General features: G+C 60.0%; 7 protein-coding genes, 1 tRNA gene and 1 pseudogene. 8 read left to right on the top strand and 1 reads right to left on the bottom strand.

Annotation, left to right across the window (positions count from 1 at the left end):
• The first annotated feature begins 195 nt into the window (after window positions 1-195).
• The 4 genes from J7359_RS05450 (at window position 196) to J7359_RS05435 (ending at window position 3,017) form a co-directional block, all read left to right on the top strand.
• Window positions 196-459 (top strand): hypothetical protein, encoded by a 264-nt coding sequence (locus J7359_RS05450; RefSeq protein ID WP_209055526.1) that lies wholly within the window; start codon window positions 196-198, stop codon window positions 457-459.
• A gap of 16 nt (window positions 460-475) precedes the next feature.
• Window positions 476-567: transfer RNA gene (locus tag J7359_RS05445), tRNA-Ile, on the top strand.
• Window positions 568-983: 416 nt separating this feature from the next.
• Complete coding sequence (locus J7359_RS05440) at window positions 984-2,507, top strand: AAA family ATPase (protein ID WP_209055525.1); 1,524 nt, start codon at window positions 984-986, stop codon at window positions 2,505-2,507.
• Window positions 2,508-2,522: 15 nt separating this feature from the next.
• Window positions 2,523-3,017: a hypothetical protein gene (locus tag J7359_RS05435; RefSeq protein WP_209055524.1), complete on the top strand. Its 495-nt coding sequence runs from the start codon at window positions 2,523-2,525 to the stop codon at window positions 3,015-3,017.
• 394 nt (window positions 3,018-3,411) lie between these two features.
• Here the strand turns inward: J7359_RS05435 and J7359_RS05430 are convergent, their stop codons facing one another.
• Window positions 3,412-3,723, bottom strand: coding sequence for a hypothetical protein (locus tag J7359_RS05430; protein ID WP_209055523.1), 312 nt, complete (start codon window positions 3,721-3,723; stop codon window positions 3,412-3,414).
• Between the two features lie 449 nt (window positions 3,724-4,172).
• Here J7359_RS05430 and J7359_RS05425 point away from each other — a divergent pair.
• The 4 genes and pseudogenes from J7359_RS05425 to J7359_RS05410 all read left to right on the top strand — a co-directional run.
• Window positions 4,173-4,652: pseudogene (locus tag J7359_RS05425) on the top strand (IS3 family transposase); the annotation flags it as partial.
• A gap of 252 nt (window positions 4,653-4,904) precedes the next feature.
• Window positions 4,905-7,523, top strand: a complete 2,619-nt coding sequence (locus J7359_RS05420) for a hypothetical protein (RefSeq protein ID WP_209055522.1) — start codon at window positions 4,905-4,907, stop codon at window positions 7,521-7,523.
• Between the two features lie 2 nt (window positions 7,524-7,525).
• Window positions 7,526-9,565, top strand: a complete 2,040-nt coding sequence (locus J7359_RS05415) for a hypothetical protein (RefSeq protein ID WP_209055521.1) — start codon at window positions 7,526-7,528, stop codon at window positions 9,563-9,565.
• A complete protein-coding gene (locus J7359_RS05410) occupies window positions 9,558-15,392 on the top strand; it encodes a DEAD/DEAH box helicase (RefSeq protein ID WP_209055520.1) in 5,835 nt (1,944 codons plus the stop codon). Before J7359_RS05415 ends, J7359_RS05410 begins: the two co-directional genes overlap by 8 nt.
• Window positions 15,393-15,514 lie beyond the last annotated feature (122 nt).

The raw sequence follows: 15,514 nt of genomic DNA, 5'->3' as shown, positions 1-15,514 counted from the left end.
TTAAAGATTCCCGAATAAATCTGTTGACCTTTTCCCGGCCTCGAATCATTATTCGCTCCATGGCCCATACGCTGATCATACGCTCGATATCCTGACCCGCCCCCGGCGGCACGGATGTCGTGCGTATCGATAATAGCATCTGCCAGATCACACCTGCCTTTTGATTGGTGATCTCAGATAGAAAGGTCAAAGATCATGGCATGGTCCATCGAAGCGCTCGGCGTAGCGCTCGCTCTTCCCAACGTTTTTCCGCATCCGGAACGGTTTTCCGACGGCATCATGCTGTCGGACGACCAGAACGCGATGTTTTTCGCGATCGTGGCAGACTACTTGGACGCTGGCGTCGAGGACGGGTGCATCCCGCCGACCGTCATCCGCGATGTTCGTGAGGCCGACGGCCAGCTCGAGATGACGATCCGCGTCTCGATGCCGGTCACCATCGACGTCGCGGCGGAATAATCACCAGACAAATTCCGGGAGTCAGCACCGGTGTGCGGCTGGGTCTTATACCCCCGGGTGCGCCAGATCAGCGTAGACGGGCCGGTTCGACTCCGGCGGCTCCTACCAAAAAATCGGAAAACAATATGACAGCGCCGAGAAAAAGGCGGTGGTGGTCGCCGGTCGTGCGGGCAGCGCTGAGCAGCAGAATCCTGGAGCGGCCGAATTTACTGCGGGCGGCCCGGGCGGGCGAGGGCATCGAGTTAACGCCGCAGAACCTGCGGATTCTGTGGTCGAGAATCGAGTCGGCTCGGGCTGAATCTCATCATACTGCGGCTCAGCAGCTGGCGATCGGACGGAGCGATGGCGTCCTTAGCAAGCATGTCACAATGTTCGCGTCGATGTGCTCCGCACCCGGTCGCGACGCCGTCCGCGAACTCCGGAGAGTGCGTCTCGGTGCATCATCCAGACTGGATCACAGGCCGCGCGCTTACGTCCGGAAGCGCCGGAAATCCATCGATCAAGAACTGCTAAAGGGGCGCGATATGACGGAAAATCCCGAGTCGAGCAGCACCTCGTCGTTGCCGGCATGGTCCATCAAGGCCGCCGGCGCATCAATGCATCACGGCGCGCGGATCCACCATATCATGAGCTATTTCGGTGTGGAATTTACACCGAACAATGTCCGGATCGCCTGGGCGGCGGTCCGAGCCGCACGACTGGAGCAGCACCACGTCCATGCTCGTCAGATCGCGCTGATCAAAAGTGATGGGCAATGTATGGACTACGCTCAGCTGCTTGTTCGGTGGACGGCACTGGAGACCGCCGCCGCCGCAGAGGCGGAGTATCATCGTATCTGCCGCGAACTCCGTGACGACGGCGTCGATCCGCGCGTTCTCGCAGCCGAATGTCGACGCACCGTCCTCGTGCAACTGTCCAGGAACGGGATCTTCGCGGCCGATGGGCAGCCGCTGCCAGGAACCGAGGAGGCGCGCGCCCGGGCGCTGACGTCGGCGCATGTCGCGGCATATTACGATCATGACAAGCCGCAGGACCAGGTGCTGTCCAAGCTTGTGCAGTCGCGCGCATCGGAAAAAGAAAAGGAAAAACAGCAGAAGGCGGCGGAGGACGATGGCCTGCTGAACTGGCTCGACGACGAGCACTTCGGAAAAACTATTTCTGATGAGCCCGGCATTAGCGAGGTGATCCCAGGCGAAATTCCGACGGTCCGCATTTACAAAGCGGCGCAAAAATTCACACGCAGCGATGACGCCAGGGCACAAACTTCCGAACGTCTCGAAAAGAAATTGGAACTGCGCGGCGTTGCAACGGAAAGCGAGGCCACGGAGGCGATTTCGATCGTGTATGGGGAGCACTCCTGGTTTTCGGAGCCGCTCGATTATATCTGGAAACGTCGCCAGGACGCAATTGAGGACGGTCGACCTTGGTTTCAAGTTCCGCCAATTTTAATCTGGGGTCCGCCCGGCTGCGGGAAAACGCATTTCTTGTCGCGGCTCGCAGAATTGTCGGGTGTCCAATATCGGCGACTGGACTATTCAAGCGTCGAGGGTGGCATGTCGATTGCGGGAACTGATGCGCGGTGGAGCAACTCTAGGCCTGGCGCGATCGTCGAAACGATTGCGCAAACTGGCTGCGCGAATCCTTTGTTTTTCATCGATGAAATCGAAAAGGCCAAAAAGAATCACGGAGCCTCGGATCCGCATCATGCGCTGCTGCCGCTGCTCCAGCGCGATACCGCGAAGACCTTTTTCGACCAATCGCTTTCCGCGCGCGTAGACTTGTCTTTCGTCTCGTATGTATTCGCCGCGAATGAGATCTGGCCAATTCCTGCTCCGCTCTTGGACCGCGTGAGGGTCTTTGAAGTCCGCTATCCGCGCGGGAAACAACTGCGCGATTTAATTGAGCGGCGACTCAGTAAATGCGGTGCGAGCGAAGAGGTAATTGATAAAGTTCACACCGAAATTGAAGCCGGGCGGCATACGCTGCGAATTCTTGATCGTATTGAAATGCGGCTGCGCGAAGTAATGCGCCAGCCTGTCTTGAACTAAGTGGAGGTAATATAAATGCGTAATATCGAAATCTTTGTTCGGCTCGCCATTGTCGCCGCGTGCATCTATGTGTCGGTCCTGGCCGCCATCGACTTCTATTCGACAGCGAAAGAATTTGCGAACATGCCGCCGTATCCGCTGACGCCACATGACCCTATGCCGGGCGACTATCGCAAGGCGATGTGGATCGCGTTCGGCATCCATATTGCAGCGAGCGCCGTGGCGATCTGCGCGGCGGGGCAATATGCGGTCCACGTCTGGATCATCTCGCTCCTTCCGTTTCACGCGATCCCCGGCCTCTTTCTTTTCGTGCTCAGCCTTTCACTCTTGGGGATCCTCGGCGGATCGATCTTCATCGCGGCAAACTGGGTCATGATGCTGACGATCATCGGAGCCCTAATCGGCACCGCTGTGGCGGGCTACGGCCTGGCATTTTTCGTGGTCGTTGATCAAGAGGATCGCGAAATCCGCCGTCGGCATGCGCAGCACGATGCGCGGTGGAGGAGCTGAAATGTCCCACACAGGTTACCTTAACCCGGATAGTGAACCCTACAGGTAACATTGGCCCCGCCGAGGCGGGGCCCTGTCATTTCTGGGCGATGGCAAGCGCATCGTGACATTGCCGCCAGCCGCTCACCGCCTCCACACGGCTCGCCGCCAGATCTCGATATGTCGCACCATCAGCCAACCGCGCCCGGTCTTCCGGATCAGGGCATGCAATCTCAAGCCGCGGGAGCGGAATCTCATCTCTCACCACTTGACCACACCCTGCCAGGGCCAACAGCACCACCCCCACTTTCCACCCCATTCCACACTTTCCTTTTTCAAAGAATCCTGGGCCGGAAGGCCCATCTCAACGCCGGCCCGCCGGCTCTGAGATCTCAACGCACCCAGGCGGGCGCTCTTACTTATCGAGCAGCTCAGCAGGGATCGGCTGATCGAGGCATGCATCCTGGGCGCGACGGATCCGGTCCAGCGCTTCCGCATATTCCGCGGCCGCGGCATCCTTGGACGCGACCAGCGCCTCGGCTTGCCTCCGGATCCGCTCCGCGCCATCCACGGCGTCCGCCGCCCGGCTTTCGGCATCCGTGACCCGGATCGACAATGCCGCGTTGTCTGCGCGCAGCGAGATCACATAGACCGCCGCCGCCGCGACCAGGGCCGCAAGCAGCAGCGACCCGGAAAGCCCCCGATTGATCCACAACCAGCTGATCATTGATCCGGACTCCGGGTGCGGCCGCTGAGGAATGCGCGGTAGTCCATATGCCCCGTCCCAGAATAGATTCCGATCAGGCCGACAATCAGACCGCACATCGGGGCCACCACCGCAGCGGCCTGGCCCGCATATATTCCGAGCCATATCGAGCACCAGGAGGCCACGACGCTTCCGGATACGAGGCGCTTCGTAAACGTCCGCTTGCCCGCGTCTTGCTTATCTTCCTGCGGTTTCTGCATCCGGATTACCCCTTCGCGCCGAGCAGTTTCCGGATCACCCCGAAAATCGTGGGTTTACTGTCCGGGCTTTTCGAGCCGGAACTGGCGGCGGTCTGAGCCGGATTCCGGGTCGCGGTCGCGGCTCGGATAAAATGCTCGCGCGCCTCCGGATTCCAGTCCGGGACCCGGAACCCCGGGCAGGCCGTCGCGGCATATTGATTGTGACCGCTGAACCAGAAGTGGGCGGGAGACATCACCTACATCTGGACGCGCGAGGGCTGGGTTTACCTGGCCGTCATCATCGACCTGTTCTCGAGGCGCGTGATTGGCTGGGCCATCAGCAACCGGATGAAGCAGGATCTGGCGATCAGGGCGCTGAACATGGCGGTTGCCCTGCGACGACCGCCACCCGGCTGTATTCACCACACGGATCGCGGCGCGCAATACTGCGCCCATGACTACCAGAAGCTTCTACGCAAAAACGGGTTCAACGTATCAATGAGCGGCAAAGGCAATTGCTATGATAACTCGGCCGTCGAAAGTTTCTTCAAGTCCCTGAAGTCCGAACTGGTCTGGAGACGCAACTGGCACACCCGGCGCGACGTCGAGATCGCCCTCTTCGAATACATCAACGGCTTCTATAACCCACGCCGCAAACACTCAGCCCTCGGCTGGAAATCACCCGTGGCCTTCGAGCAGAGGGCCGCTTAACGTGAGCACCTGACCGGAACAGAACCGATGCAGGTCCAGTATGGCGGCATTGAGATGGCCAACCAGACGCCGAACTCTTGAGCATTTGAGGGCTCCGCGCCCGGCGCGCTTGCGCCAGATGACAAAGCCGAATACCCAAATCCAACCTACAGACTCTTGTTATGAATGAGGGACCAACAGGGGGCAGGTCACTCCTCAGCTGAAAAAAATGTGTGCAGTCATGACGCAACGAGATAAAGCCGCGGGCCTGAAATGGCAGTCGTAAAAGGCCGGGTTTCAAAGAAGGCCTCGACGATACTCGAGAGAGACTCTCTCGGAGACGTGCATTTTTGGGAAAGTAAGCTCAAGAGGCACTATTTTTTGACCTTGGGTCCTTACGGGGACACGCCGATGCGATCTGTGGATGCGACGCCGGAGGAGCTGCGTCAGGCGATCGGTCGGGAGGATCTCTCTTCAGAGCAGGTCGCCCAAGCCTTCTGCCGGTTGTTCACCCGTGAGAAGGTCAGGAATTTCTTCCCCACTGATGCTTCCTCTTTCGATGGGCACCGTGCGCTGCGTGCGCTGCGGTTCTTCATCCTAACCTGCCATGTCACGGCAACTTCGCATGGGGCGGGAGAGACGCAAAACTTCCGGATCCGTCTGGGTGAGCTTCTTGACGGGGGCGACCCTGAGCAGGGCGTCAGCGGCGTGAACCAGATGTGGCGCGCTCTTGCGTCCGCTATAGATCGCAAGCGTCAACAGGGTGAGCCATGGCGCCGGATCGTGCTCCCCGATCCCGGACGGGAAACCCTCATCGGACATGCCTTGCGCCTGGCCAAGCCGAGCTGGGCGGACCGTCGCGCGCTGCGCGCTGTCATGCAGAGCTTTCCAGAAAGAACCTTCGAAGACAGGTTCACTCTGCTCGATGCCATACACGCCCGCCAGGCGGAGCTTCCCTTGTGGCTGAAGAACGAGGTTAGAGAGCTGCACAAGAACTACCGCGCCGTGCCCGCTTCGCTTTTCGGCAATGCGACGTGGCAACTGATTTCCAGTATAGCTTCGGACATGCTGAAGAGCGGAGAGAAGCGGCGCGCGCCGCTGTGGCAGCTTACGGCCATCTTCTCAGGGTGGGACGGCGACCAAGTGGACCTCCAACTCGCGCGCGGCATGGGGGAGGCGGATCTTGCCAAGCCGGTCTGGACCAGAGACATCGGCACAGCCGACCTGAACAGATACATGACTGCCGACAGCCGTGTGCAGGCCCTGTGGAACTCCGGTGTCGTCCTTTTCCAGCAGGCCGGCGGCGCCTCCTGGACGGTCGGGCACCGCCCTCCGCGCGAAGACCTTCTGACGCTGCTACTCACACGACTTCCCCGCATCCTCTCTGCCTGTCACACGATACCTGTGGGCGGAGGCTGGCATGCGACCAGACCCATGAGACTACAGGAAGCGCGTGCTCTACGCGACCCACGGGCCATGGTGCCGAATGCCGCCGAAAGTGCGCAGCCGCCACTACGTCTAGAGGGCGGGATACGCCTGCCCGATGGATACCTGCTCGGTCGCCCGGGATTCTTCCCCACAGTGCATCTGTCCGGCAGCCTCCCTCCCACCGTCACGACGCCGGAAGAGCAGGAGCAGCGACCCCTAACCTTCGAGAAGACTGCGGAAGACGGTGTCTTCAGGATCGTCTCGTCGAAACCAATACATGGCATCTGGACGTTGAGCCGGAACAAACAGCCGGATGAGCTGCCTCTGCGCCTGATGTCTCGCAGCACGATTAGGGCGGATTGGCCCGCCCGGGCAGAGACGGCACGAGAGCTAAAGGACATGCAGGCAGATGTCGCGCAGCCGGTGACGACTTTGCTATTCAAAGTCGTATCTGTCTCTGACTGCAAAGGATCAGAGTCTCCCCTGACCCACGCGCTGGAAGCGCTCTACTGTCGTGGCAAGGCAGCGCGGAGCGAGGGAGAGGTAGTCGATCTACTCTCCCGGGTGCTACCTGAGGCGCGCATGCTATGGGACGTGCTGCGATCGCTCGAGGAGGCTCGCTGGCTGGAGCGAGATGTAAACCGCACTTGGCGGGGCCGGAAATGGCGCCTGCTACCGCCGCAGATTATAGCGATCTCGGAGAATGCCGCGGTGTGCGAGGGGGCTTGGGGCGAGGCGGAGCTCGAAAAGCTAGACGCCCTGTCGACCGAACGCGGCATCAGAATGACGCAAATTCGGTCTGCTCCTTGGTCTGCACCTCTCGTCCATCTCGAAGGGCGCGGATTAGACCGCCTTGCGGCCATTGGCAGATGGGCCTTTGAAACAGCCCCCGATCAAATGCCCCTCACCGCGGCCCCGGACTGCTGGCTGCCGGATCGCCGGGAAGGGATCGGGCATCAGGTGGTCGGTCGATGGTCCGCGAAGCACGGGCATTTCCTGCCTGCAGAGGAAGCCCCTGCTGTCAACGGCCCGGTTCTGGAGCGTCTCGGGCGCGATGATGATCAGGATCTCTACCGTCTCACGGGCGCGGGCGCCGACCTGATGTTGGAGTCCCGCGTGGCGGCGATCCTCGAGCACCACCGCCGGAGCAGGATCGCCCTGTTCCAACAAAATGGTGAATGGCTGGAGCGGATTTGCAAGGACGGCCACCTGCCTTTGGATCTGGCCATCTTCCTGCGGCGAGGGCATGCTGCTCAGACCGGTCCCGTCCTGCGAGCGGACGGAACGTGGACCTATCACTATCCTGTCAGCACCACCGATTTTGCTGCCCTGTGCCATGTCTATGGACCTGCCCTTTCTGGCAGCGGCCGGTCCCAAGGTCGACCGGGCCGTTCCGTATTGCACTCCTTTGGGGACGCCCGCCGCCGCGGCCTACGCCCCAACCTGTTTCCTCGAGGTCATTGAACGTGTCTGACTTACTTTTTATCGGTTACTGCGAATACGAGCCCTGCAATCACACGCGGATCATCTGCGAGGCTGTTGCAAAGAATGGGGGCTGGCAAAACGCCGAGATGGAGCGCTTCCTGCCGCCCCTTGGAAAAGTCTTTGCGCCATCCTTGCCCCTTGCACGCAAGGGGCAGTATCTCGCCGTTACCGCCAAGCCCAATCCGCGCCCTGTCGACGCGGAGCGCGACAAGTTTATCGTCGACCAGCATTCGACCCCGCGCGAGGTCATCGATATGCGGGGGGTGCCTCTGGAAGAAATCCGTTTCAAGGTTCTCGCTACCGGATTTGATAATCTACCCTGCGGCACCGAAGAGCTCATCCTGGCTCTGAGCCCGACCGAATGCGTTCCCGTCCGACTTGCACCCGATGTGCTGACGAACAGGCTTGTCGCGCAACCGGGAACGTTCAAGATCCATATGTTCGATGACCGCCTGTTCGAGGGCAAGCGCTTGAACGGACGTTGGAGAGAAATCCCCGGTGAAACAGTCGGTATCGAAATTAAGCATATCAAGTGGCTGGATGACCGTAGCCTTCTGGAGGAATTGCTGAAGAAATTCCGGAAGAGCTCAAATGGTCCGTCGCGACGTGAGGAAGAGAACATCATCCGGCAACTTGTAGCCATGGAAGCCTTCCAGAAAGAAACGTGGGCCGATACCGAGTGGCTCGACTGGACGATCGGATTCATTGGGCGAATCCGAGATCATATGACGACCATTCCGCTAATCGCAGAACATCTGCTGGAGACGCCTGAAGTGCGCGCGCAGGTGGAAAGCAGCGTGATTGCTCGGACGAAAGAGCTTGAAGATGGGATGAGGATAGAGATCCGGGCGGCCCTCTCCTCTGAAATGTCAGATCTCGAGTTCCGGAAGGCCTTGCTTGAGGAGCAGCTGGTCGAAGCGGAGGCGGGACTCGCCGCGCGTCGTGCCGAGATCGAAGGACTACTTGCAGAAGAAGAGGCGCTACTGGAGCTCTGTCGTCGGGAGGCGGATGAACTGCGCGACCAACAGGCCACACTCCGGAGCCAAATCGCTGAAGAGATCGTGGCGCTCGGGGGGGCACTGGAGGATGCGAGCATGGAGCATGACGAAACCTTCGAAGCCATGTTGGACCGGTTTCGGTCGGTAGTAGGTGCCAATGCCGCGACTCTAACTCCGACCGACCCGACCCTCCCCCCCTGGATTGCACCACGTCGCGTCGGCGCAGAGCCGCTTTCCGTCGAGGCCTTTGGGAAAAAGCTTAAGCGGACCGCGAACGAGATCGGCATAAGCGAGGATGATTTCGAGTATTTCGACCTCGCTTTGCGTTCGGGGGCATGTGCGGTGTTGCCTACGCAGGCAGCGGAGAGAATGATGCCTGGCTATGCGCATCTAGTTTCTGGGGGAGAGATCTTCCGAGATGTGATCGGCCCCGGCACAATCGCTCTGGACGACCTCTGGACACGCCCTGGCAACGGGGAGCCTGGTGGGCTGCGGATGGCATGGACGGCGGCACGGCGCACACCTGAGCGGTATCACATACTCTGGCTTGATGGGCTCGACATGGCGCCGATGAAACTATGGCTGCCTAGTCTGCTCGACATTCTGCGCGGCCCACAGCGCCCCCGCAACCTACTGATCGGAATTAGCCTTTCTGCACGGCCCGCAGACCCTAGCATGACTTGGTCCGAATTGCCCCAGTCTGCTCTCTGTCTCGCTCCGGCTCTCCGGGTCGCCGCGGCTGGGAGCTTGCTGCGAGAGGCTTCGGGACGTGCGCGGCAACTTTATTTCCTGCCCCACGCACCCCACGATCTTCTGGAAAAGGACGCGCTCGAAGACCGCATCTCAGAGAATGAAGTCGGGACGCCCGTGGACTTGGCATTCGAGATCGGACTCCACCGTGCAGCCTGCCTATTTGGCGTGTCGGACGAGACTATTTCGACGCGTGTGACACGCTTGAGCGGATTGCGCCGCGCTGGTGAGACATGGCTGAACGGCCTTCTAAAGGAGCAAGAAAATGCTTGATCCCCTCGGCGCCCACGGCGAGATACTGAATCTCTTTCTGTCCTATCTCGACACAGCCTACCGGATAGGCCGATCTGATCTAACAGAAGCCCGTCGAGAGTTGCTTGCAGCACCGGATGGACTTATGCCGGAGCCGTTTCTGGAGCCGGTGCCGCGCTATCGTGCATCCGATATGAGCTTCGAGGAAATGGTGACAGCAGGGGCAGGTTCCCCGTTGTGCGGCTTCTCAGAGGAAGAACGTCGGGCGATCGTGGAGATGTTTCTCTCTGGCCTCTTCCCAGGAGACGAGAGTGATGGCCGATTGGCACGCCGCTCCCGTTTCGCGCCCTACACCCACCAGGTAGAGATGCTCACCCGCGGCGTCCGCCCAGGACAACCCGGCATCGTCACTTCAGGCACTGGTTCGGGTAAGACAGAGTCTTTCCTATTACCAATCCTCGCCAGCATTACGGCAGAGGCGACCCGCTGGCCAGCCCCGGCGGTCGGGTATTGCCATACCGATTGGTGGGAGGGATCACGGAACGAGACGAGCAAGGTAGATGGAAATACGCGGCAGATGACTCCCGATTTCACTCCGCATAGGGCGGCGGAAGGGACGGGAAGACCTGCTGCATTGCGCGCGCTGCTGCTCTATCCAATGAATGCTCTGGTTGAAGATCAGATGGTCCGGCTGCGCAAAATGCTCGATAGCCCGGAGGCGAAGGCGACGCTGGACCGAAGAGCGCGCGGCAACCGGATCTTCTTCGGACGCTACACGTCTGCAACGCCAGTTCCTGGCCATCTGAGGCACCCGCGGCGGACCGATCAAAGTGAGAAAAACGCTGCAGCGAACCGCAAACGCAAGGCTGCGCGAATCCTGCGCCAGATCGCTGCGGATCAGGAACTCGCCCGCACCTACGATAAACAAAATCCGGACCAAGATCCTACGCGCTACCTGTTCCCTTCTATCGACGGGGCGGAACTCGTTTGCCGTTGGGACATGCAACAGACGCCGCCGGACATCCTGGTCACGAACGTCTCGATGCTCAGCGCAATGCTGTCGCGCGAGGTTGAGGCACCAATTTTCGACGCCACTCGAGAATGGCTGGCACAGCAAGACGATGCATACTTTTACCTTGTTCTAGACGAGCTGCATCTTATCCGCGGCTCCGCAGGGACCGAAACCGCGGCGCTGATGCGCCTGCTGATCACCAGGCTCGGGCTGGACCGGCCAGAGCTCCGGCACAAACTGCGTATCCTCTCGTCTTCCGCGTCGCTGCCACTCGAGGGCGCCGAACGGGAGCAAAGCCTGAAATACCTGTTTGATTTCTTCGGTCCCTTCGGCACCCATTCCGCCGGGGCCGAGAACGGAGCGACGAGCCCCGAAGACTGGGCCGATTGCGTGGTGCCCGGCACGATGCAGCTTGCGGAATGTGAGACCGGGCTGCTTGATCCGGTGCCCTTCTCGGATCTCGCACGTCTTCTCTGCCCCGAAGGGCGATTCACCGGAGCGCTGAGTTACAAGCCGGGCGATAAGCCGGCCCTGGACGAGATTATAGCCCGCTGCGGACGAGCCCTGGGGACTCCGAGCGACGCCTTCACCGATGTCGTCGCGCAGGCGGGACGGCGTCTGGCCGCCGCATGTGTGAACAAGAACGGCGCATTGAAAGCCGCTCCGGCGAGCCAGATCGGCGCGTCTCTTTTTGGCCCGGTGGCGGGTCTGCTGCCTCTGCGCGGACTGACCATCTTGCGGGGGATGGGAGACGAGATCGACAATATGCCCGGCGATGTCCCAGCCTTCCGGCTACATCTCTTCCTGCGAAATCTTGAAGGTCTTTTTCTAAGCCCGACGCTGAATGATGCGGGCAAGTTGAAATACGAGAACCTGACCGTCGAGCGTGGCGCGAGTCATGCGGAGACCTCGCGCGGAACGCAGAGGATGTTCGAGCTCTACTACTGCGAAGTCTGCCACACCGAATTCATTGGCGGAAGGCGTGGAAAGACATCAGATTTTACGGCTCGGACGGAAATTCTACCGACGACGAGCGATCTAGAGGGGTTGCCCGAAATCGGCGGCGAAACAGATTACGAAGCGCTGAGCCATCAACAGTTTGTGCTGTTCTTACCTAGGCGCACAAAAGTGCAATTCGGTGAAAACGGGGATGAGCAGTGGCAAGATGCCTGGCTAAATCCTTCCAATGCCCAGCTTCTCGATACGGCGCCGGCTGCGCAAGACGGATGTATTCCAGGTCGCATCTTCGTTCTTAATGGGCAGGCTGCCCGACGCCCCCGCTCCGCCGGCCCCAATGGTTGCCCTTGCTGTGGAGTTGATTATTTCCGCCGCAGTGAGAAATTTCGTAAGTCACCGATCCGTAGCTTCCGCACGGGGTTTGCCAAAACCTCGCAACTACTAGCTTCCGAACTGCTCGAACTCCTGAAACGGTCCGGCACCCAGCCCAAGGCGGTTGTGTTTTCGGACAGCCGCCAGGATGCAGCGCGCGCGGCCATCAACGTTGAGCGTGGGCATCATGATGACATCCGCAGGCGCCTGCTTGTGGAGGAAATGCGGGCCATCGCAAACACTCCAGCGTTGGACGTTAAGAGCTTACGCCGGTTGCGAGACGAGGCGGAGGATGCCGGCAATGACGATCTCGTGGATGATCTGAACGAGCAGATTAGACAGGCGCGAAACACAAGAGATGCCGATCGTGTCCCGCTTTCCGAGATTATCGAGATCGCCGACTCCGGCAAATCATCGGCGGGGCGGCTACTTGCGGGCATGGTCCGCATCGGCATGCATCCAACGGACGACACCGGGATCGAACGCTTGAAGGGGGGAGAGAACGGCTCGCGCCGCTTCTACGACTGGTTCGAGCTTTTCGATGAGCCTGGTGGTATACCCACTTGGGCACGTAACGTGGACGTTCAGGATGTGGGTGCTGCGCGCAACCAGGTTGCAGGCGAACAACGCACATTGGTTGAGGATGTAATTTTCTCTCGCAACTATTTCGCGCTTGAGGAAACCGGGATTGGCTTTCCTTGCCTGACGGGTAGAGCGGATACTCATAGTGACCGGCTCGATGCGCTGCTGCGCGTCTTTGCCGACAGCTACCGGGTTCAGGCCAATAAATGGGTGCCTGACGGCGTCAAGGAATGGCACGCGGCCCAGGATATACGGAGCCGCCGCGTTCGTGCCTTCCTCGACGCGCTCGACCTGTCGGAGGACGAGATCACAGGGCTACTGGATGGGTTGAAGGGGCTCGGCCACAGCGGCGGCATCATCCGGATCGAGCGGCTTTTCGTAAAGGTCGTGCCTCCCGATGCGCCGGTTTTCGAATGCCAAACCTGCCATCGTGCCCATCTGCATAAAGGATTCGGAATCTGCACCCGATGTCATGCTCCGCTTCCACAGGCGGCCAATGCAAACGCGAGGGATATCCGAGAGCGCAATTACATCTCGCGCAGGCTCGAGACCGCACTGCGTGAAGATCAGGGCGTATTCCGGCTCCGGTGTGAGGAGTTAACCGGTCAAACCGGCTCGCCTGCTGACCGGTTAAGGCGCTTCAAGGGGATTTTCGTTGATGCTGCTCCCGATAGCCTTGTGCGGCGGGCGCGAGAGATCGACATGCTATCGGTGACCACGACCATGGAAGTCGGTATTGATATCGGCTCTCTGCAGGCGGTCTATCAGGCCAACATGCCACCCCAGCGTTTCAATTACCAGCAGCGAGTTGGGAGAGCGGGCCGGCGCGGTCAGGCGTATTCAATCGCGCTGACACTCTGCCGTGGGCGCAGCCATGACCTGCACTACTTCCGTAATCCGAGGGCCATCACCGGAGATGCGCCGCCGCCACCATTTCTGACACAGGATCACCTTGATATCGGTCGGCGTCTGATACGAAAGGGCTGGCTTGCCGCGGCTTTCGCGGACCTGCGTGCGGCACAGGGCGAGGGCTATCCCGGTGACACGCAGCACGACATCCACGGCGAATATGTCCCGGTCGTTGCCTATTTCGCGACGGGGGGCGGCTGGCAGAAACTTCTGCGTAAAGCACTCGAGCGGTCCATCGACACACGAGATCGGCTGGCAGCCAGCATCGGCGCCGGCTACCCAGGCCGCGCATCCGAGTTCCTGATGAGCCTGTCTCCGGATGAGCTGATCGACGCCATCGAGGCCACGCGTCCACCAGTAGGGGGGACTGCGTCCGAGGGTCTCGCGGAGCACCTCGCCGAAGCCGGGTTGTTGCCGATGTTCGGCATGCCAACCCGCGTGCGCAACCTTTACGTTGGCCCGAAGGCAACGTCTCGGGATGCGGTCGGCTGGGACACCGTGGACCGGGAAATGGATCTCGCGATCTACGAGTTTGCCCCTGGTCAGACGCTGGCGCGAGACAAGCTGTTACATACCCCGGTCGGATTTACCTCGCCTCTGGGCCTTCTGCGTCAGGGTAAGCAGAGAGAATGGGAAATCACGCCCGCCCCAACGAAGGAGTGGTGGAGCGAGATACAGACGATTGCGGATTGCGCGCAGTGCAATGGCGTCACGATGATCCAAGCAGGTCAGGTCTCTTCCGAGCTGACCTGCGCCGAGTGCGGCCATCCTCTCTCCGGCGACGCAATGGAAACCTATCATTCCCCTGCGGCGTTCCGGACGGATTTCAAGCCGCAGAGATCGGATGGGATGGAGCAGTTTCCCCCGCTGCTCCGCCGAGAAACAGCCTCCATCATTGCACCTATGACGTTACGGCCTGTTCAAGGCACCAACATGACTCTCTCTTCGGGGTCGGAAGCGCAAATCATCCGGCGGAATCGTGGTCCACTCGGCAAGGATGGCACGCCAGAACCTTATCCGCTGGTTTCCCGGACACAGGGGCAGACGTGGTTTGAAATGGAGGATGGAAGATCACAGAAAGTATCGCATATGCCGCATCAGGCAATCCTAGAGACCACCTCGCGTCAGTCTGGCTCATGGTTCGAGGAGCAGGACGGTTTCGCACCCCGTTCCGTCAGGCTCTTCTCGCGCAAAAGAACGGATGCGCTAACGATTACGATGCAACAGGTGAACCCCAGACTCGCTTTGAAGCGAATTGGCGGTAACCGGAAGGACGTCACCGGAACGAGCTTGCGGGCGACGGCGATCAGTGCAACCCATATGTTGATCCAGCGCGCATCCCTGAGCTTCGATATCGACCCCGACGAGTTTGAGCCTCTGGAACCGCGATCGAACGATGGTCACCCGGTCCTTCAAATCGCAGATGTTCTGGTCAACGGCGCCGGCTTCTGTCGTCGGCTAGCCGAGATCATCGAAGAGGGTCCCCTTGTCACTGCGCTGATCCAATCGATGCTGGACGACTCAGAAGACCCCCTGACCTCGCGATTCCTCGCCGACACCCACCGACGAGACTGCGGTCTCGCCTGCTATCATTGCATGCAGAGATATGGGAACCGACACTATCACGGCCTTCTGGACTGGCGTCTCGGGATGAGCTTCCTGCGCTGTCTGACCGACCCCGAGCATGATGTCGGCTTTAGCGGAGACTTCTCTGCACCGGAGCTGTTGGATTGGAGGACACTTGCGGACCGTGCCGCCGGGGATCTGCACCGCTTGTCGCCTTCAACTCGGCGTATCGATCATATCGGCCCGAATGCCCTGCCCATCGTGCTTTGCGAGGAAGGACGGAGAGAAGCTTTCGTCATTGTTCATCCCCTCTGGGATCCAAACATGCTGTCCAACTATCTGAAGGAGCATCTGGACGCGGGCTGTTCACTCTATCTAATAGATACGTTTGAGGCGTCCCGCAGACTTCTGGCAACAGTGGATCGCACGCGATTTGCGCCAGATGCGTGAACGTAGCCTGTAACAAGCGCGCCAACCGCGCCGGCCCCCGAGTGACCTCCCCCCCGCGGGTCCCTCGCTAATAATCAGAGTCTGCCGATTTGAGATTGGTAGCCGTGGGGCTGTGTCATGGC

The organism is Paracoccus sp. R12_2, assembly GCF_017744015.1.
Taxonomy (GTDB): domain Bacteria; phylum Pseudomonadota; class Alphaproteobacteria; order Rhodobacterales; family Rhodobacteraceae; genus Paracoccus.
The sequence above is the reverse complement of the archived record's forward strand: the minus strand, read 5'-3'. Positions and strand labels throughout refer to the sequence as shown.